Below are 18,879 nucleotides of genomic sequence, written 5' to 3' on the forward strand. Positions count from 1 at the left end.
GGTTTCGGTACTCCTCCCACAGCTCCTTCGGGGTGTGGTCGCCGAAGGTCTCCAGGTGGGCCGGCACGAGCGCGGCCTCCTGGCGCCAGATGTCGGCGTCCACGGTGAAGAGCAGGTCGAGGTCCTCCTTGGAGAGGTCCAGGTCGCCGAGGTCGAAGCCCTCGACGGTCGGCAGCACGCCGATCGGGGTCTCGACGCCCTCGCCGGTGCCCTCCAGGCGCTCGACGATCCACTTGAGCACGCGGCTGTTCTCGCCGTAGCCGGGCCAGACGAACTTGCCCTCGGCGTCCTTGCGGAACCAGTTGACGTAGTAGATCTTCGGCAGCTTGGCGGCGTCCGCCTGGGCGCCGACCTTCAGCCAGTGGGCGAAGTAGTCGCCCATGTTGTAGCCGCAGAACGGCAGCATCGCGAACGGGTCGCGGCGCAGCTCGCCGACGGTGCCCTCGGCGGCGGCGGTCTTCTCGGAGGCGATGTTGGCGCCCAGGAAGACGCCGTGCTGCCAGTCGAAGGACTCGGTCACCAGCGGGACGGCGGTGGCGCGGCGGCCGCCGAACAGGATCGCCGAGATCGGCACGCCCGCCTGGTCCTCCCACTCCGGGGCGATGGTCGGGCACTGCGCGGCCGGGACGGCGAAGCGGGCGTTCGGGTGGGCGGCCGGGGTGCCGGACTCGGGGGTCCAGTCGTTGCCGCGCCAGTCGGTCAGGTGCGCCGGGGGCTCGTCGGTGAGGCCCTCCCACCACACGTCGCCGTCGTCGGTGAGGGCGACGTTGGTGAAGACGGTGTTGCCCCAGAGGGTCTCGATGGCGTTGGCGTTGGTGTCCACGCCGGTGCCGGGGGCGACGCCGAAGAAGCCGGCCTCGGGGTTGATGGCGTACAGGCGGCCGTCGGCGCCGAAGCGCATCCAGGCGATGTCGTCGCCGATCGTCTCGACCTTCCAGCCCGGGACCGTCGGCTGGAGCATGGCCAGGTTGGTCTTGCCGCAGGCCGAGGGGAAGGCCGCCGCGACGTACTTGGCCTCTCCGTTCGGCGGGGTGAGCTTCAGGATGAGCATGTGCTCGGCCAGCCAGCCCTCGTCGCGGGCCATGGTCGAGGCGATGCGCAGCGCGTAGCACTTCTTGCCGAGCAGGGCGTTGCCGCCGTAGCCCGAGCCGTAGGACCAGATCTCCTTGGTCTCCGGGAAGTGCGAGATGTACTTGGTGCTGTTGCACGGCCACGGCACGTCCGCCTGGCCGTCCGCGAGCGGGGCGCCGACGGTGTGCACGGCCTTGACGAAGTCGCCGTCCTCGCCGAGCTGGTCCAGCACGGCCCGACCCATCCGGGTCATCACGCGCATGGAGACGGCGACGTAGGCGGAGTCGGTGATCTCGACGCCGTACGCGGCCAGCGGGGAGCCGACCGGGCCCATCGAGAAGGGCACGACGTACATCGTGCGGCCCTTCATCGCGCCGCGGAAGAGGCCCTGCTCGCCCTGGAAGATCTCCCGCATCTCGGCGGGGGCCTTCCAGTGGTTGGTCGGTCCGGCGTCCTTCTCCTGCTCGGAGCAGATGAAGGTGCGGTCCTCCACGCGCGCCACGTCGGACGGGTCCGAGGCGGCGTAGTAGGAGTTGGGGCGCTTCTCCTCGTTGAGCTTCTTGAAGGTGCCCTGCTCCACCAGCAGGTCCGCGAGGCGCTGGTACTCCTCGTCGGAACCGTCGCACCACTCGATGCGGTCCGGCTGGGTGAGCTCGGCGATCTCGCTCACCCAAGCGAGCAGCTGCTTGTGGCGGGTGGGCGCGGATGCGCTGAGAGCAGAGATCTCGTACGACACGATCGCTCCGTTTCACGCCATCTCGGCGTGGAGATGGCGTCGCGGGGGTCTGAGGGTGCTTGCAGCGTAGCTCCGGACTCAAGGCCGGAACGCGGCGAAGCGTCGAAATTGACGCACCCTTTACTACAGCCAGTATGATTACTTACCAGTAACATGCCGACCGACCCTCCGACGGAGTGCGCGGCGCCACACTCCAAATACTCCAAAACGTCTAAGAGTGACGATCGCCACTTCCTACGCACGAGTAACCTACGGAGCCGTAGGTAACGGGTAGCATGCTGCGCATGACTGCTGCTGCGCTCGCGGAGAGTGCACTCACGGAGAGCAAGCCGAAGTGGCGCGGCTGGCTGCACGCCGGAATGTTCCCCGCCACGGTGGCCGCCGGGATCGTGCTGATCTGCCTGGCCGACTCCACGCCCGCCAAGATCGCCTGCGCGATCTACTCGGTCAGCGCCTGGCTGCTGTTCGGGGTCAGCGCGGTGTACCACCGCTTCAACTGGGGCCCGCGCGGGGACGCCGTGCTGCGCCGGCTGGACCACGCGAACATCTTCCTGATCATCGCGGGCACCTACACGCCGTTCACGATGCTGCTGCTCAAGGGCGCCGACCAGCAGGTCCTGCTCTGGGTGGCCTGGGGCGGCGCGCTGGCCGGGATCGCGTTCCGGGTGTTCTGGGTCGGCGCGCCGCGCTGGCTGTACACACCGGTGTACCTCGCGCTGGGCTGGGCCGCCGCCTTCTTCCTGCCGGACTTCCTGCGCGCCGGCGGGGTCGCCGTCCTGGTGCTGATGATCGTCGGCGGGGTGCTCTACAGCATCGGCGGCGTGGTGTACGGGCTCAAGCGGCCCAACCCCTCACCGCGCTGGTTCGGGTTCCACGAGGTGTTCCACGCCTTCACCCTGGGGGCGTTCATCGTCCAGTACGTCGGCGTCTCGCTGGTGGCCTACAGCACGACCGGGTGATCACCGGGCCGTACTGTGCAGCCGGCTGACCACCGGGCCGTAGCGCACAGCCGGCTGATCACCGGTGGCGTACGGCACGGCCAGGTGATCACTGGTGGTGCACGGCACGGCCGGTTGATCCCGGCGCCCCCCGACGGGCGGTCGAACGGTCCACGGACCGGACGGCCGCCCGTTCCGCCGTCCAGGGCCGCTCGTACGGGGCCCGGAGCTGCGGACGGCGCGGATAGGCCGAGTGGTCGGCGGCGCCGGACTCCGACTGCGGGCCCGGATCCTGCAGCGGCCCGTGCGCGTGGTGCTGCTCGCCGTACGTGTGGTGCCGCTCCCCGCCGTGCGCGTGGTGCTGCTCCCCGTGCGACTCCCCGCGCGACTCCCGGTGGGGCTCGCGCGGAGGCCAGGCCGGCGCCGGGAGCACCTCGGGCTCGGGCCACCGCACCGCGCCGACCGAATGGGCCCGCGCCTGCCGGGCGTCCAGCGCCTCGCGGGCCCGGCGGCAGCGCTCGCAGTGCGCGGCGTCCGGGATGCCGCGGCGCGGGCGGTGCCGCACCGGGGCCGGTCCGCCGCGCAGCGCGCGCCAGCGACGGGCGACGTAGACCATCAGCAGCAGGGTCTCGACCCCGGCGACCGCCAGGACCAGCGGGGCGCCGTTGATCAGATAGGCCGCCACCACGGCCAGCGCAGAGCCGACCACCACCGCCGAGCCCCACACCTGGGAGCTCATCTGCTTGTCGTCCGCGTCGGCCACCTCGGTCCCCTTTCCCGGTGCCGGGCTCGTGGTCGGCTCCCGCCGCCCCACCTCTTCTCCGCTCGCGGCACGCGTCGGCCAGCACTGACCGATTGCCACATCGTATCTACCGTCCGTCATGGCCAACCGCCCCCGGGCGGCGAACGACAGATCAACGTTGCGTCAATTCCTTGTGCGGAAGCAGCACTTCCAGGACACATCACGGAGCGTAGCCACGACGAGGCGCCCGGCCGGGAGAACCCGGCCGAGCGCCTGTGTGAACCTCTCGCGACCCCGCCCGCCGTCAGCCGCGGCGGACGCCCCTCCTCCGCAGCACGGCACCCGCGCCCACCAGGGCGGTGGCCCCCAGGGCGGCCGCCGCCGTCACGGCCGGCAGCGTCGAACCGCCGCCCGCGGGCTGCGGCGCGAGCGCGAGTTGCGGTTCCTCCCCGGACCGAGGTGCCGTCCCGGGCCGCGGCGCGGCCGCGAGTTCCGGTGCGGCGTCCGCCTCGTAGCCGCCGCCCTTGCCCGCCCGGTCGTACGCCGAGCCGGGCAGCTTGTCCCCGTACCGCTGGTGCACCAGTTGCTGGTACGCGGCCAGCGTGACCCCGTCCGCGCCCACCGAGCGCCGGGCCTCGTCGTCCAGCGGCAGCACCCGGCCGTCGCGCAGCACGTACCAGGCGTTGACCTGCGGCTCGCGGAAGGCGGTGCCGCCGCCGCTGCCCGCCGCCTTCGCCGCGTAGTCGCTCTCGTCACCGCCCGAGGCGATGTTCACCACCTTCCAGCCGCCGCCCTGCCGGACGGTCCAGACCGAGGCGCTCTGCCCGTCCGCCGCGACCACCTTGCTGGCGGTGAACTCCGACGTCGCCACCGGTGCGCCGGGGGTACCGGCCACGAAGCCGGGGTCCAGGACGTACACCGGCACGGTGTCGCCGACCAGCCGCGGCGCGGCCTCGCCCGCCGCCCGGGCCTCCTCGGCGGCGCCGATGGTCAGCTGCTTGGTCGGCGGGACGCCCTTGCGGGCGAAGAAGTGGCCGACCTTGTCGAGGACGGCCGGGTCCTGGACCGCGCTGCGGGCCTGCGCCAGCTCGGCGGCGGGCACCGGGGCCGGGGCGGACGGGGAGTCCGCGTGCGCGGCCGGGGCGAGCGCCAGCGCGAGGCCGGCGGTGAGCAGGGCGGTGGCGGTCGCGGTGGCGGCCCGACGGCGGCTCTTGGTCTCGGTCATGGCCGCCCTCACGCGCCGATCCGGTACAGGGAGTGGGTCCACGAGAACGTGTTGTTGTTCACGTAGTACCAGTAGTCCGCCCAGTTGTAGCGGTAGTTGGAGGGCCACGGATCGCCCCAGTAGACCCAGTTGCTCGTGGTGTCGTAGCCGTACAGGACGTGCATGTGGCCGCCGCCCGAACTCCACTGGATGCGCGTCTCGATCGGGCGGTCGGCGTTCACCTCGGACTGCACGGTGCCGTAGTTCAGGTACCCGTTGACGTACGAACCCGAGTTGATGCCGACCCAGTTCAGCCCGTTCTGCACATCGCCCAGCGTGGCCTGGCTGTTGGGGCAGCTGGAGTTGGCGGAGCGGCCGAACGCCGCGTTGCAGAACTGGTTCTGGCTGTAGTTGTAGCCGAACCAGGTGGCGATGGTGTTCCCGCTCGCCGCCCAGCACCAGTTGGTCTGCTGTTGCTGCTGCATGGTGATGTTGAGCTTCTTGAACGTGCCGGCCAGGTCGGCCGTGCTGCCGGGCGCGGCGGCCTGGCGGACCTGGTGCGCGGCCCGGTCCTGGGTCTGCGTCTGGGGCTGCGTCTGGGCCTGGGTCCGGTCCTGGTCCTGGTACTGCGCCTGGGCCTGGGCCTGGGCCCGCTGCCCGGCCGGGGCGGCGATCGCGGGCGCCGCCACCGCGGCGGTGAGCGCCGGGCCCAGCACGCCGAGGGCGAGCAGCGAGACCGCGCGGCGCAGCCGTATTCGTGGAACTGGCATGGCGGGAAAGCCTCCTTGCACGAGTGGAGCGAGGTGCTGTGTGGGGGCGCGGTCCGGATCGCGCCCCGAGCATCGCGCCTCGTCAGGGACAGGTCAACGGCCCTCCGCGGGGCCCGGACCGAGGTGTGAACGGGCGGACACGGATGTGAACGGCACCCGGAGGACCAGCGCGCAGCAGGCCCGGACCGGTGACAAACCACCGCACCGATGTGAATATTCACGGTCAAACGCCGCTCCGTCCGAGCCGCCCGCACACCGGTCCGCCCGTCCCCCAGGAGGCCGCCATCCACAAGAGCGACCCAGCCGACCTCGCCGCCGCCCTGCGCACCGGCCCCTTCCACCTCGCCCTGCGCACCGCGATCTCCGCCCGGGGCCTCGCCCTCCACCGCATCCGCCGCCACCTCGCCCTGCGCGGCGTCACCGTCGGCCTCACCAGCCTCAGCTACTGGCAGCAGGGCCGCCGCCGCCCCGAACGCACCGAGTCGCTGCGCGCCGTCGCCGCCCTGGAGGAGGTCCTCGACCTGCCCGAACACTCCCTCACCCGGCTGCTCGGCCCCCGCCGCGCCGCCGGCCCCGCCCCGGCCGGCCCGCCCGTCCGCCCCTACCGCGACCTCATCTCCCCGGCCGTGGCCGTCGACGACCTGCTCGCCACCCTCGCCGGCCCGCGCGACACCGGACTGCACACCATCACCCACATCGAACGCATCCGCGTCGGCCCCGACCGCCAGCTCGCCCGCCGCGACTCCCAGCACGCCCTGCGCGCCCACCGCGACGGCATCGACCGCTACCTCGCCCTCTACCAGGGCGACCCGGGCAGCGACATCACCCGCGTCGGCGTCCGCGCCGAGGAGAACTGCCGCCCCGGCCGCATCCGCCGCGACCAGGCCCACCACCTGCTCGCCGCCGAACTCCTCCTCGACCGCCGCCTCCGCGCCGGCGACACCCACCTGCTCGGCTACGGCTTCGACGACGCCCCCTCCCCCGACCCCAGCTGCGAATACGTCCGCGGCTTCAACTCCGGCGCCGGCCAGTACGTCCTCCAGGTCACCTTCCACCCCGCCGCCCTCCCCGTCCGCTGCCGCCGCTTCGCGCTGCACTCGCCGGGCGCCGCCCCGTACGAGACCGAGGAACTCACCCTCGACGGGCACCGCTGCGTCCACCTGGTGGCGACGGCGGTGCGGCCGTGCCTCCTGGGGATCCGGTGGGACTGGGAGTGAGGGGGTGGGGGTCAGTGCGACCAGTACGGGTCGTCGACCAGGTCGCCCATCGCGGCGAGCGATGTCCTCGCGAGTGGGGACACCGGCTCGTATTCGTGGGCGGGCTGGTACCGCACCCCGTAGACCTCCACCAGGAACTTCACCCGGTACGTCGAGTCCGGCTGTGCCGCCGCAAGGAACAGGAGGAACGTCTCGCCGCCCGCGTCCCCGACCCCGTGCAAGGACTGGATCTCGTCGGAAGGGTTCGACCGATGGACCACGGTGCTTCCGAGTCCCTGCCAGGCCTGGGTCACCTGGTCCATCAGCGTCGGCAGCTTCGTACTCGCGACCGCGGTCCGACCGACGGCGATCTCGGTGACCGCCGACACCATGCTGGGTTCGCCGTCCCAGCGGTCCCGTTCCCTCCGCACCTCGAAATAGCCACCCGCGAAGGCCAACGACGGAGAGACCGCCTCCATCGTGGTGCGCAGAGCACGGTCGATCCGCACCTTCGCCGCCCCGGGCGACAGCCGCGACCGCCGATCGGCCAACGCCAGCGGTCCGTACCCGTTGAAGAACAGCACCGAACAGGCGGTCATCACGACGGCGAAGGCCAGCACGACCGATCCGACCAGCTTCCAGCGGGCCCTCATCGGCCACCCGTCACGTGGACGTCACTGTCCTTGCCCGTGACGATGGAGGCGATGTTCCCCAGCGAGGGGCCACCGAACTCCGGGGTGAGGTACTTGGTGTGCGCACCCACGAGGTTCGCCCCCTGGCTGTACTCGGAGACCGTGAAGCGCTTGCCGCCGAAGGACTCGCTCGCCGGATCCCGTCCGTACCAGTTCTCGTCCGGGTGAGCGCCGAGGGGCCACGGGACGAGACCTCGGGGCGACACGGCGTGGGTGACGACGTCGTTGTCCGCCGCACCGGCCCAGACATGCCCGGGCAGTCGGAGCTCCGCGGCGCGATCCACACCGGTGCCGGGGCTTCCGATGAACACCACGTCGTCCGGTGGCGTGTAGTTCCCCTGGTGGGTGGCCGCCTTCGTCGCCAGTCCGACCACGACCGAGCCATAGCTGTGTCCGATCGAGGTGATGTGCGGGCACTGGCCGCTGCTGTTGGTCGTCCGGAGCCCGGTGACGAACCTCGCGTAGTCGGGTGCGCCCTTGACCGCCGCCTTCGGGTCGGCGGCGTTCAGGTCCTCGCCGGGTGGGTCGTAGCCCAGCCAGACGATCGAGGCCACCGAACCACCGGGCTTGACCTTCCTGTTGGCCTCGCGCCAGACGTTCAGCGCGTTCTCCGACTCGTTGGTGCCCGGCGTGTCCCCGTGCTTGGCCGGGCCGAGTGAACTGGGATCCGTGGTGACGCCGGGAACATAGGCGGCGATGTCGGTGGCGGTGTCCGGGTTCCCGTAGGAGAGGATCGCGCGTCCCTGGCCTTCGGCGCCGATACCGATCAGATACGTGCGGGGACGACCGTCCGTCGCCCCGCCGTCCTGATCGAGGCGGTCCCAGATGGGCTGGAGCTTCTTGAGCTCAGCCTCCTCTTCCTTCGTCCGCTGCTTGCCCTTGAGCTCGCTCAGCCGCTTCTCCAGGTAGCTCCGGTTGACCTGGTCCCGCACGTCCGCCGGGATCCCGTCCAGGTTCCCGACCTTCTCCGGGTGGTGGTCGATGAACCACTGCCGGCCCGCCGGGTCGAGGCCGTTCCACCAGCTGTTGACCTCGGTGGGCGGCGCTCCCACGGCCGGCATGTCCCTCAGGTACGGGGCGCCCGACTCGTTCGCCGTCCGCTGGTCGGCCTCGGCGACCGCGAGGGTCAGGCCCGACTTGCTGGTGGCGTGCTGGGTGAAGCCCCTGAGCAGTCCGGCAAGGGTCTGGTCGGCCGTCCCGGCCTCGGTGAGGGCGGCGGTGATCCGCTTGGCGATCTCCTCGGCCGCCGCCTTCTGCCTGGTCTCCCAGGTCGCGTCCAGCGGGCCGGTGGGCGCCGACCAGCTCACCGTGCCGTTGTCGCTGACGGTCAGGCCCTTGGCGCCGGCGTCGACGACGGCCTGCCGGAGCTTCGACTGGGCGAGTCCGAAGAGGTCGGCGTAGTCCCGCAGGGTCTGGCCGAGTGCGGCCAGTTCGGTTTCAGCGGCGTGCAGTTGGGTGGTCGTGCCGTCCAGCGAGGGGATCGCCGCGTCGGCGGCCGGTCCGCTCCAGCCCGACCCGTGGACCCGGTCGGTGGTGCCGCGCTTCCAGTCGGCGGTGTGCTGCACGAACGCCTTGTGCAGCGCGTCGTACGCGTCGCCGGCCGCATGGAGGTCTCCCGGTCTGGCGTTCTTCAGGCTCGCGAAGTCGAGCCGGCCCGCGCCGGCCCGCTGATCCGGATCAGCCATGAGTGCTCCCCCCGATACTCACCGCTACCATAACCCACGTCTGCCACAGCGGCATTGGGGGAAGAGCGATGGGTGACGGCAAGGGATTCACTGTAAAACCAGGCGAGTTGACGGCTGCCGGGAACAACGCGCTGACGGTGGCCGGGAAGGTTCCGGAGGAGACGGCGAAGCTCGCGGAGCCGGGCGACAAGGCAGCCGGGGGGCTGGCGGGGTGGCAGAGCGGGGCGGCGCTGCAGGGGTGCGGCACCGCCTGGAAGTCGCTGCTGGACGGGCTCGCCGGCGACATGAAGTCGGCCGGCGGCAACCTCCTCACCTGCGCGCAGACGTACCGGAACACCGACCAACTGCCCGCGCCCGCCACCGCGGCCGCGGCCGCCACCGATCCCTTCGACACGAAGGTGGCCGGGGTGGCCGGCGTCCATCTGACCAGGGACGCGTAACTCCGTTACCGGGGACGGAAGTCCACGATCAGGGAGTCCTCCACCGGCACGTAGCCGATCTGCTGGTAGATGGAGTTGCTGGTCGGGTTGGCGAGGTCGGTGTAGAGCAGGACCTCGGTGGCGCCGTGGGCGAGGAGGTGGGCCGAGACGGCGGCGGTGACGGCGGTGCCGTAGCCGTGGCCGCGGCTTTCGGCGGGGGTGTAGACCGGGCCGATGCGGGACATGCCGGCGAGGACCGGGCTGCTGCCGGCCAGGGCGACCGGGCGGCCGCCGTCCTCCCACAGGTGCAGGCAACCGTTCGCGGTCCGCTCGTCCACCGCCCTTGGGACGTCGGGGAGTTCGACGTCGACCGCGGCCAGGAACTCCTCGTACCAGCGGATCGCCAGTTCGCGGTCGGCCGGTTCGGCCAGCCGGTGGCGGCCTGCGGGCGGGCGCGGCGGATCGGTCAACTCGCTGAGCCGGTAGAGCCGTTCGTCGACGCGGACGGACTGTTCGGCGCCGGTGGCCGCCGTCCAGGCGGCGGCGAAGGCGCGGACCGCTTCCGCTCCCCCGCCGACCCCGGTCACCGTGGTGAACCCGGTTCCGGCGGCGGCCAGGCCGGTCGCCAGCTCGGCGGCCGCGGCCGGCGGCATGAAGGAGAGCCGGGGGTCGAACGGCGGTGTCTGGAGGAAGGCGCCCGCGACCGGACCGCCCTCCTCGGCCCGCCACCAGCCGAAGACCGGTGGCTCGCCGAACACCGTCAGGCCTGACTGGGCCAGCCGGTGCGCGATGGTGAGCAGGACGGTGTTCTCGGCGGGGCGGGCGGCCAGGAAGGCGCCCGCCTGGTCGCGGAAATCGTCGAGGGAGGTGCTGAAAGTCCAGGTCATGACCCATGGTGACCCGGCTCGACCCCGCTCGCCAACGATTATCCGACCGCCGCCGGAACCCTCTCCGCCCCCACCGTCGGTGGCGTGCCCGCCCCCGCCCGGGCGCCCGCTACTCGACCGCCACGCCCAGCTTCGCGGCCAGTTCCGCCGGATCGGTGGTCGGGGCGTCGCAGGCGAAGTGCCGGCAGACGTACGCCGCGGGGGCGCCGCCGACCAGCGGCCGGTCGGCCAGCAGCGGCACCTCGGGCTCCCCGGGCGCGCCGACCGCGACCACCGCGCCCGGTGCCGTCCCGAGCAGCGCGGCCCGTCGCAGCGCCGCGGTGGCCGGGTCGCCGTCCGGGCCGATCACGGCGACCTCGCGCGGCCCGTCGAGCAGCGCCTCGGCGACGGCGAGGCCCCAGCCGATGAACCGCGGTGCCCGGCCGGCGAGGGCGCCGACCACGCCGAGGGCCCGTTCGGCGGCCGTGCGGTGCCGGTCGGAGCCGGTGTACGCGGCGTACGTGAGCAGGGCGCCGGCGGCGGCCGTCCAGCCGGACGGGGTGGCGTTGTCGGTCGGGTCCTGCGGGCGGCGGATCAGCTCCTCGGCGTCGTCGGCGGTGTCGTAGAGCGCGCCGGAGGCCTCGTCGGTGAAGTGCTTGAGCACGGTGTCGAGCAGGCCGCCCGCCAGCTGGAGCCAGGAGGCGTCGCCGGTGACGGCGTACAGCGCGAGGAAGCCCTCGGCGGTGTCCGCGTAGTCCTCCAGCACGCCGGCGTTGGTACCGGCCCGGCCGTCCCGGGAGGTGCGCAGCAGCCGGCCGTCGGGGGTGAGGTGGACGGCGAGCAGCAGGTCGGCGGCGCGTTCGGCGGCCTCGACCAGGTCGGGGCGGTCCAGCAGCGCGCCGGTCTCGGCGAGCGCGGCGACGGCCAGGCCGTTCCAGGCGGCGACCACCTTGTCGTCCCGGGCCGGGGCGGGGCGGGCCGCCCGGGCCTCGACCAGCCGCGCCCGGATCGTCTCGTACTCGGCGAAGTCCTCGGGGTCGGCGAGGAGTTGGAGCACCGAGGTGCCGTGTTCGAAGGTGCCCCCGGCGGTGACGGTGAACAGCCGGGCGGCGGTGGCCGCGTCGGCGGGGCCGAGCAGGTCGACGAGTTGGCCGGGCTCCCACACGTAGTACGCGCCCTCGGCGGACTGCCCGGTCTCCTCGTCCAGGCTGTCGGCGTCCAGGGCGGAGGCGAACGCGCCCTCGGGCGTGCGGAGTTCGCGCAGCAGGAAGTCCGCCGTGGACAGCGCGACCCGGCGGGCCAGGGCCGATCCGGTGGCCCGCCACAGGTGCAGGTAGGCGCGCAGCAGCAGGGCGTTGTCGTACAGCATCTTCTCGAAGTGCGGCACCACCCAGCCGGCGTCCACCGCGTACCGGGCGAAGCCGCCGCCGAGCTGGTCGTGGATGCCGCCGCGGGCCATCGCCTCTCCGGTGCGGACGGCCATCTCCAGGGCCGCCTCCGAGCCGGTCCGGGCGTGGTGGCGCAGCAGGAACTCCAGCACCATGGCCGGCGGGAACTTGGGCGCGCCGCCGAAGCCGCCGCGGCTCTGGTCGAAGTCCCGGCTGAGGGTCACCAGCGCCTGGTGCAGGTCCGCCTCGCCGGGCGGGTTGTGGGCACCGGCCGAGTACACGGCGGCCCGCTGGGCCAGGTCGGCCCGGATCCGCCCGGCGACCTCGCCGACCTCCTCCCGCCGGTCCCGCCAGGCGGCCTCCACACCCTCCAGCACCTGCCGGAAGGACGGCATCCCGTGCCGGGGCTGCGGCGGGAAGTAGGTGCCGAAGTAGAACGGCTCCTTGTCCGGGGTGAGGAACACCGTCATCGGCCACCCGCCCTGCCCGGTCGCGGCCTGCACCGCCTCCATGTACACGGCGTCGACGTCCGGCCGCTCCTCCCGGTCCACCTTGACCGGGACGAACCGCTCGTTGAGGTACTCGGCGAGCCCGGCGTCCTCGAAGCTCTCGTGAGCCATGACATGACACCAGTGACACGCGGCATAACCGACCGACAGCAGAACGGGTACGCCGCGGCGCCGCGCCTCGTCGAAGGCCTCCGGCGCCCAGGGCCACCAGTCCACGGGGTTGTCGGCGTGCTGGAGCAGGTACGGCGAGGTCGCGTCCGCGAGACGGTTCGGCATGCCCCCATCCTCGCGCATCCGGCGGTCGGCGCGCGGCAGGTCAGGCCGGTCCGGACCAGTAGCTGATGCCGAGGTTGGCGTCGAAGGTGCGCATCCGCCCGAGCACCTGGTCGGGGGTCGGGCCGAGGAGTTCGTCGACGATGCGGCCGTCGGCGAGGAAGACGACGCGGTCGGCGTACGAGGCCGCCACCGGGTCGTGGGTGACCATCACGACGGTCTGGCCGAGTTCCCGGACGCACCGGCGCAGCAGCGCGAGGATCTCGGCGGCGGAGCGGGAGTCGAGGTTGCCGGTCGGTTCGTCGGCGAAGACGATCCGGGGCCGGCCGGCCAGCGCCCGGACGCAGGCGACGCGCTGCTGCTGGCCGCCGGAGAGCTGGGCCGGGCGGTGGCCGAGCCGGGCGCCGAGGCCGGCCGCCTCGACCAGGGTGTCCAGCCACTGCCGGTCGGGGGTGCGGCCGGCCAGCGTCAGCGGCAGGGTGATGTTCTCCGACACCGTCAGGGTGGGGATCAGGTGGAAGGCCTGGAAGACGAAGCCGACGTGGTCGCGGCGGAGCCTGGTCAGCTGGCCGTCGCTCAGCCGGGTGAGGTCCGTGTCGCCGATCCGGGCGGCGCCCGAGGTGCAGGACTCCAGTCCGGCGAGGCACTGGAGCAGGGTGGACTTGCCGGAGCCGGACGGGCCCATGATCGCCGCGAACTCCCCCTCCCGGAAGGACACCGAGACCCGCTCCAGCGCCACCACCCGGGCGTCGCCCGACCCGTGCACCTTGGTCAGGTCGACGGCCGACGCGGCGGCCGGGGCGTGGTTCGCGGCGGCCCGGGGCGGGCCTCCGGGACGGGACGGGCCTCCCGCGAGGGACTGGGGCTCGGTCATCGGTGGTGCTCTCCTCGGTTGGACACGGGCTGAGGTCAGGACTGGGGTCTGGGCCGGGGGCCGGGCGGACCGGCGGGCGGACCGGCGGGCAGGTCGACGGGTGGCACCAGGCCGGTGCCGGCGGCCAGCAGGGCGAGGGAGCGGACCGCGAGCTCCCGCCCGGCCGTCGACGGGCGGCCCTGGTGGCCGCCGCTGTCGTGGTGGTCGAGCAGGACCGGCACGGCCCCGGTGGAGGCCCGTCCGAGCGCCGCGCAGAGCTTCCAGGCGTGCCAGGGCGGCACCCGCGCGTCGTTCGCGCCGGTGGCGAACAGCACCGCCGGGTAGGCCGTCCCGGGCACCACCCGGTGGTACGGGGAGTAGTCGAGCAGCGCCCGCAGCGCCTGCGGGTCGGCCGGATCGCCGTACTCCTCCGCCCAGAGCCGGCCGAGGCCGCCGACCTGGTAGCGGGCCAGGTCGGTGAGCGGGGCCACGCACACCGCGGCGGACAGCAGACCGGGCTCCCGGGTGAGCGCGGCGGCGACCACCAGCGCCCCGTTGCTGGCGGCCAGTGCGCCCAGGCCGCCGGCCGGGGCCTCGCCGCGTTCGACCAGCATCGCGGCGGCGGCCCGGAAGTCGTCCACGGTGGCGCTCTTGCCGGGGCCCCGGCCGGCGGCCGCCCAGGCGGGGCCGAGCTCGCCGCCGCCGCGCGCGTGCACCCAGGCGATCCGGCCGCCCGCCCGCAGCCAGGCCTCCAGGGCCGGGTCCCAGGAGGGTTCCAGGGGGAGGCCGAAGCCCCCGTAGACGGTGAGCAGGGTGGGCGCGGGGCGGCCGCGGTCCCGCGGCCCGGGGTCGCAGACCGTCACCGGGACGGGCGCGCCGTCCCGGCCGGCGGCGGTGAGGGTGCGCAGCGCGGCGCGGCGCTCGGGGGGTTCGACCGGGCCGGAGCCGTCCAGGCTCCTGGTCCAGGTGCCGTACCGGGGGTCGTCGGCGAGCAGCCAGACCGACCCGCCGACCCGCCCGTGCCGGTCGTACGGGGTGGCGCCGAGGCGCAGCCGGGCGGGCCAGTGCAGTGCGGTGGCGCCGCCGTCCGGTGCCCCGCCGAGTTCGCCGCCGAGTTCCCCGCTCAGCGCCCCGCCCGGTGCCCCGCCCGGCCGGTGCAGGTCGAGTCGGTGGGTGGTCCCCAGCCGGCGGAGCAGCGCCAGGCCGGGCCTCCGGCCAGGGCCGAGCACCCGCAGGGCGGTGACCGGGCCCGCCGGCGCTTCACCGACGGCGGGCGGTTCACCGGCAGCGGGCGGACCGGCAGCGGGCGGACCGGCAGCGGGCGGACCGGCAGCGGGCGGCCCGACGACGGGCGGTTCACCTGCGGCGAGCGGCGCGACCACGGCGGGCCCGCCGGTGGCGCCCCGGGCCAGCTCGTCCAGGTCCAGCGCGAGCAGTTCGTCGGCGGCGAGGAAGCAGACCGTCTCGTTCAGGTCCAGGGCGGTGACCCGTCGACCGTCGAGGTCGAGCGGCTGCCAGTCGGGCACCGCCCGGCCGGTCCACCGGGTGGCCCACCAGCGCGCCGGGCCGGAGGGCTGCGAGCGGGTGCGCAGCAGCAGGTTCCCGCCGGGACCGCCGTGGAGGGTGAGCCGGACCGGTCCGGGCACTGGCAGGGCGAGCCGACGGGCCGGGCCGCCGCCCGGGTGGCGGGCCACCAGGGTGTGCTCGGTGCGGGTGCCGGCGGTGTACACCAGCGCCTCTCCGGTGAAGGCGAGCGTCGCGTACGGGGCCGCGTCGGGCAGATGGCGGGGCCGGTCGCCCGGGTGGGCGGGGAGCAGGTGCAGGCCGCCGTTCTCCGCTCCGTCCCGGTGCAGTTGGACGGCGATGAACCGGCCGTGCGGCTCGGGCTGCCAGCCGGCGATCCGGTCGCCGGGGCCGACGATGCCCTCGGTGGGTGTCCGGCGGGTGCCGTCGGGGTGCCGGACGGTCAGGACGTCGCCGTCCGGGCCGCGTTCGTGGCGGAAGAGCAGGCCGCCGGCCTCGGCGGGCGGGGTGGGCGTCCGGTCGGGCGCCTCCCGTTCCACCCGGTCGAGCAGGGCGGCCCAGGCGGGCTCGTCGGAGCGCTGCGGGCGGGCGGCCAGCAGGCGCCGCTGCTCGGCGAGCCAGGCCCGGGTGCGCGGGGCGTCCGCGTCCTCCAGCCAGCGGTACGAGTCCGCCGGCCCGGGGTGCGGGTCCGCCGACCCGGGGTGCGCAGCACGGTGGTCGAGGTCAGCCACGGACGGCCTCCGCGGGGTTGTCGCTCCGTCGTTCCGGGGTGCCCCCGGCCCCGGTCGGGCCGGTGGGCCCGCCGCCGGGACGGTGCGCGGTGGCGGCCGGCCCGACCGCGGCGAGGACCACCACGATCACGGCCGCGCCGGCCACCGTGCCGGTCAGTCCGAACGCGTGGGCGCACAGGCCCGCGAGGGTCGGCCCGGCGGGCGCGACCAGCTGGGCGAGGAAGCCGATGCCGCTGTGCACCCGGCCCTGCAGACCCGGCGGGGTCACCTCCATCTGGGTGACCGCGACCAGCACGGTGACCACCGGCCCGGCGGCCGCGGCGAGGGCCAGCGGCAGGACCGCCACCCAGTGCCCCCGGGCCAGGGTGAATCCGGGCAGGGCCAGCGCGACCACGGCGGTGCCGAGCGCGACGCCCCGGGCGGGCGGCAGCCGCCGGGCCAGGGCCGGCGCGAGCAGCGATCCTGCCAGCGCGCCGGCGCCCAGGGCCGCCGTCAGCACCCCCACGTCCACCGTGTCCCCGCCCGAGGCGACCACCACGATCAGCAGGCCGTTGAACACCAGGTTGAGCACGGCCGCGTTCACCACCGCGTAGCGCAGGAAGGGCACCCGCCAGATGAACCGGACGCCTTCGGCCAGCGCGGCCCGGACGCCGGGCCCGGCCGGGCCGCCCCCGGAACGCTCCCGCGGCCCCTTCGGCAGCAGGGCCACACAGCAGAAGGCCGCCAGGAAGCTGCCGGCGTCGACGGCGAACACCCAGACCGGGTGGACGGCCAGCAGCGCACCGCCGGCCACCGGGCCGGCCGTCGCCGCGACGGCCGCCCTGCTCTGCAACAGGCCGACCGCACGGGGCAGTTGATCGGGCCGCACGAAGGAGCGCACCACGACATTCTCGGCGGGCGCCAGGGTGCCGCCCACCAGGCCGAGCAGCAGGGCGGCGACCAGCACCGCCCCCAGGGGTGCCGTGCCGCCGGAGGCGGACAGCGCCAGCGCGGCCAGCATGAGTGCGCCGGCCGCGTCGCAGACCAGCAGCAGGGTCCGCCGTTCGCAGCGGTCGGCGAGGACCCCGGCCGGCAGCCGGGCGAGCAGGATCCCGACGGAGAGCGCCGTGCCCGCCAGTCCGGCCTGCCGGATGTCACCGCCGGCCCGCAGGGCGACCACCGGGAGGGCGACCACCGAGGCCGCGGTGCCCAGGGCCGAGGCGGACTCGCCGCCGTAGAGCAGCCAGAACGACCGCCCCAGCCCTCCGGCGGCCGCCGCGCTCACGCCGACCCCGTCGCGAACTGGCTCCGGATGCCGCGCAGCGGACGGGCCGCCAGCGCCGCCGGGACGGCCGTGGCGACCAGCACCCCGAGCAGGACGCCGACCGTCCACGGCACGTCCAGGGCGGGCAGCGCCCCCTGCCCGACGGCCCGGGCCAGCGGCACCAGGCAGATCCCGGCCGTCACCACCGCCAGCGCCGTCCCCACCAGCGCCGAGGCCAGCACCTCGTACACCACGCAGCGCAGCAGCTGCCCACGGCCGAGGCCGAGGGCCCGCAGGTGGGCGCGCTGGGAACGGCGGTCCCGCTGGGCGATGGCGCAGGTGTTGGCGAGGGCGAGCAGCGCGTACCCGCCCACCACGGCGACGATCAGCCGGGAGGCCATGTCGTCCTGCACGTTGCGCGGCCGCAGGTGGGCCAGGTAGTCGGCCCGCGCGGCGAGCCGCTGGCCGGGCCGGAGCTCCCAGGCGCTCGGGTCACCGCGGAGCAGCACCCGGTCGGCGTACGGGGCCGGGGTGTGCTCGAGGGCGAGGTCGGCGGGGAGGACGTACGAGGGGAAGGCCAGGTCCCGCTGGTAGACGGCGACGAGCCGCAGCTGCGCCTGTTGCCCGTCGGCGAGCGTGAAGGTGACCTCCTGGCCGATCTTCCAGTGGCGCGCGGTGGCCTCGGTGCTGCCGGCGGCGAACGTGCCGGGAGCCAACTCGTCCAGCCGGCCCTGCTGTTCGCCGAGGTCCAGGGCGCTCCGCAGGGCCGCCCCGTCGACGCCCCAGGCGCGGGTGGGCTTGGGCTTGTCGTCGTAGAAGCTGGGCGGCGCGGTCACCTTGGTCGCGATCGGCGCGACGGCCGTCCCGCCGGGCAGGCCGGCGGGCCGGGCGGGCAGCTGGTGGCCCGGCTCGGCCGTCACCACCGCGTCGGCCCGCAGCGCCTGTTCGGTCTGCTGCCGCACGGCGGCCCCGATGGTCGCCCCCGAACCGAGCAGGCAGACCACTGTGCCGACGGCCAGCAGGACGGGCACCGCGATCGCGGCCGTCCGGGCGGGCGCGGCCCGCAGCCCTGCGGCGGCGATCCGGCCGGCCTTGCGGTCCAGCAGCCGCAGCACCGAGCAGCAGGGGCCGACGAGCAGCGGCACGAACCAGGGCGCGAGCACCGCGAGCGTGGGGATGACGGCCGTGGCCAGGCCCATCACCAGCGCGCCCTGGAGCACCGGCGGCAGGTCCATCACGACCATCAGGGCCACGAGCGGCCCGCAGAGCAGCAGGACCATGGCGATGCCCGCCACCAGCCGGCCGGCGTTGCGGCGCGGCGGGGCCAGGGCCAGCGACTGGTCCTTGAGGAGGTCGATCGGCTGGACCCGGCCTGCCGCCAGCACGCTGGCCAGCGCGGCCAGCACCGCGACCGCGCAGGTGCCGAGGCAGGCGCCGACCGCGATCGCCCAGGTCTGCCCGGCGGAGGGCAGGTCGACCGCGGCGGGGAACAGCTCGCGCTCGATCAGCAGGCGCCGGCCGAACCCGGCCACCGGGACCGTCCCGGCCACCGCGGCGACGGCGGAGGGGGCCAGCGCGACCAGCGCGACGTCCGCGACGACCAGGGCCCGCAGCCGGCCGGCCGTCACCCCGAGGGCGCGCAGCACGGCGAACTGCCCGAGCCGCTGGTTGGTCCAGAGCGCGACCGTCGACCCCGTCACCAGCACCGCCGACATCAGCAGCATCGTCAGCAGCAGGCCCAGCAGGTTCTGCGCGTCCTTGGCCGCCGCCGCGGCGGCCGAACCCTCCGGGTAGGACGGGCCGCTGACCGCCGCGAGCAGCAGCAGGCAGGCGCCCACGCCGGTGGCGGTGAGCGCACAGGCGACCGCGACACCTATGACCCGCCCCGGGTACGCCCGTACCTCGGCGACGCACAGTCGCAGCGCGCCGAGCGGTCCGCTCGGACGGGTAGTCGGTTCTGATGCCACGGCCACGGTTATCTCACCCCAAAACGGTAAACAGAATGCAGAGCCGGGGAAGGCCGCATGTGCCGCGGCCTT

15 protein-coding genes are annotated in these 18,879 nt (G+C 74.4%); 3 read left to right on the forward strand and 12 right to left on the reverse strand.

The annotated features are described in order from the left end of the window. On the reverse strand, positions 1-1,807 hold a 1,807-nt coding region (locus tag ACFU6K_RS01895), incomplete at its 3' end, for a phosphoenolpyruvate carboxykinase (GTP) (RefSeq protein ID WP_380660318.1). 284 nt (positions 1,808-2,091) lie between these two features. Here ACFU6K_RS01895 and ACFU6K_RS01900 point away from each other — a divergent pair. Then, positions 2,092-2,766 (forward strand): hemolysin III family protein, encoded by a 675-nt coding sequence (locus ACFU6K_RS01900; protein WP_049659028.1) that lies wholly within the window; start codon positions 2,092-2,094, stop codon positions 2,764-2,766. 88 nt (positions 2,767-2,854) lie between these two features. On the opposite strand, the gene ACFU6K_RS01905 is transcribed toward ACFU6K_RS01900, so the two are convergent. The 3 genes from ACFU6K_RS01905 to ACFU6K_RS01915 all read right to left on the reverse strand — a co-directional run bounded on the left by ACFU6K_RS01905 (position 2,855) and on the right by ACFU6K_RS01915 (position 5,461). Continuing rightward, positions 2,855-3,508 (reverse strand): hypothetical protein, encoded by a 654-nt coding sequence (locus tag ACFU6K_RS01905; protein ID WP_380660319.1) that lies wholly within the window; start codon positions 3,506-3,508, stop codon positions 2,855-2,857. Between the two features lie 283 nt (positions 3,509-3,791). Further along, complete coding sequence (locus ACFU6K_RS01910) at positions 3,792-4,712, reverse strand: hypothetical protein (protein ID WP_380660320.1); 921 nt, start codon at positions 4,710-4,712, stop codon at positions 3,792-3,794. A gap of 8 nt (positions 4,713-4,720) precedes the next feature. Further along, entirely contained in the window at positions 4,721-5,461 is a 741-nt protein-coding gene (locus tag ACFU6K_RS01915) for a papain-like cysteine protease family protein (protein WP_380660321.1), read from the reverse strand. A gap of 284 nt (positions 5,462-5,745) precedes the next feature. Between ACFU6K_RS01915 and ACFU6K_RS01920 the strand changes: the two genes are divergently transcribed. After that, positions 5,746-6,678 carry a hypothetical protein gene (locus ACFU6K_RS01920; RefSeq protein WP_380660344.1) on the forward strand — a complete coding sequence of 311 codons (933 nt, stop codon included), beginning with the start codon at positions 5,746-5,748 and terminating at the stop codon, positions 6,676-6,678. Positions 6,679-6,689: 11 nt separating this feature from the next. Here the strand turns inward: ACFU6K_RS01920 and ACFU6K_RS01925 are convergent, their stop codons facing one another. Then, positions 6,690-7,277 carry a hypothetical protein gene (locus tag ACFU6K_RS01925; RefSeq protein ID WP_380660322.1) on the reverse strand — a complete coding sequence of 196 codons (588 nt, stop codon included), beginning with the start codon at positions 7,275-7,277 and terminating at the stop codon, positions 6,690-6,692. 29 nt (positions 7,278-7,306) lie between these two features. Further along, positions 7,307-9,034, reverse strand: coding sequence for an alpha/beta hydrolase (locus ACFU6K_RS01930; RefSeq protein WP_380660323.1), 1,728 nt, complete (start codon positions 9,032-9,034; stop codon positions 7,307-7,309). A 107-nt stretch (positions 9,035-9,141) separates the two neighbouring features. Between ACFU6K_RS01930 and ACFU6K_RS01935 the strand changes: the two genes are divergently transcribed. Further along, a complete protein-coding gene (locus tag ACFU6K_RS01935) occupies positions 9,142-9,474 on the forward strand; it encodes a hypothetical protein (protein ID WP_380660324.1) in 333 nt (110 codons plus the stop codon). A 5-nt stretch (positions 9,475-9,479) separates the two neighbouring features. On the opposite strand, the gene ACFU6K_RS01940 is transcribed toward ACFU6K_RS01935, so the two are convergent. From ACFU6K_RS01940 to ACFU6K_RS01965, 6 genes are all read right to left on the reverse strand, one after another. Continuing rightward, positions 9,480-10,340, reverse strand: coding sequence for a GNAT family N-acetyltransferase (locus ACFU6K_RS01940; RefSeq protein ID WP_380660325.1), 861 nt, complete (start codon positions 10,338-10,340; stop codon positions 9,480-9,482). Between the two features lie 109 nt (positions 10,341-10,449). Next, the gene (locus ACFU6K_RS01945) at positions 10,450-12,492 is read right to left on the reverse strand and encodes a thioredoxin domain-containing protein (RefSeq protein ID WP_380660326.1); all 2,043 of its coding nucleotides are present in this window, start codon (positions 12,490-12,492) and stop codon (positions 10,450-10,452) included. Between the two features lie 40 nt (positions 12,493-12,532). Continuing rightward, the gene (locus tag ACFU6K_RS01950; protein WP_380660327.1) at positions 12,533-13,363 is read right to left on the reverse strand and encodes an ABC transporter ATP-binding protein; all 831 of its coding nucleotides are present in this window, start codon (positions 13,361-13,363) and stop codon (positions 12,533-12,535) included. Positions 13,364-13,398: 35 nt separating this feature from the next. Next, positions 13,399-15,597, reverse strand: a complete 2,199-nt coding sequence (locus ACFU6K_RS01955; RefSeq protein ID WP_380660328.1) for a prolyl oligopeptidase family serine peptidase — start codon at positions 15,595-15,597, stop codon at positions 13,399-13,401. Further along, a complete protein-coding gene (locus ACFU6K_RS01960; RefSeq protein WP_380660329.1) occupies positions 15,590-16,861 on the reverse strand; it encodes an MFS transporter in 1,272 nt (423 codons plus the stop codon). Before ACFU6K_RS01960 ends, ACFU6K_RS01955 begins: the two co-directional genes overlap by 8 nt. Next, the gene (locus ACFU6K_RS01965; protein WP_380660331.1) at positions 16,858-18,807 is read right to left on the reverse strand and encodes an FtsX-like permease family protein; all 1,950 of its coding nucleotides are present in this window, start codon (positions 18,805-18,807) and stop codon (positions 16,858-16,860) included. The genes ACFU6K_RS01960 and ACFU6K_RS01965 overlap by 4 nt, the downstream gene beginning before the upstream one ends. Positions 18,808-18,879: the final 72 nt, after the last annotated feature.

It is taken from the genome of Kitasatospora sp. NPDC057512 (assembly GCF_042802135.1).
Lineage (GTDB): Bacteria > Actinomycetota > Actinomycetes > Streptomycetales > Streptomycetaceae > Kitasatospora.

Coding starts and splice junctions, on each gene's coding strand:
- ACFU6K_RS01900 (WP_049659028.1), top strand. CDS start 2,092: ATGACTGCTGCTGCGCTCGCGGAGAGTGCACTCACGGAGAGCAAGCCG.
- ACFU6K_RS01910 (WP_380660320.1), bottom strand. CDS start 4,712: ATGACCGAGACCAAGAGCCGCCGTCGGGCCGCCACCGCGACCGCCACC.
- ACFU6K_RS01915 (WP_380660321.1), bottom strand. CDS start 5,461: ATGCCAGTTCCACGAATACGGCTGCGCCGCGCGGTCTCGCTGCTCGCC.
- ACFU6K_RS01930 (WP_380660323.1), bottom strand. CDS start 9,034: ATGGCTGATCCGGATCAGCGGGCCGGCGCGGGCCGGCTCGACTTCGCG.
- ACFU6K_RS01940 (WP_380660325.1), bottom strand. CDS start 10,340: ATGACCTGGACTTTCAGCACCTCCCTCGACGATTTCCGCGACCAGGCG.
- ACFU6K_RS01945 (WP_380660326.1), bottom strand. CDS start 12,492: ATGCCGAACCGTCTCGCGGACGCGACCTCGCCGTACCTGCTCCAGCAC.
- ACFU6K_RS01950 (WP_380660327.1), bottom strand. CDS start 13,363: ATGACCGAGCCCCAGTCCCTCGCGGGAGGCCCGTCCCGTCCCGGAGGC.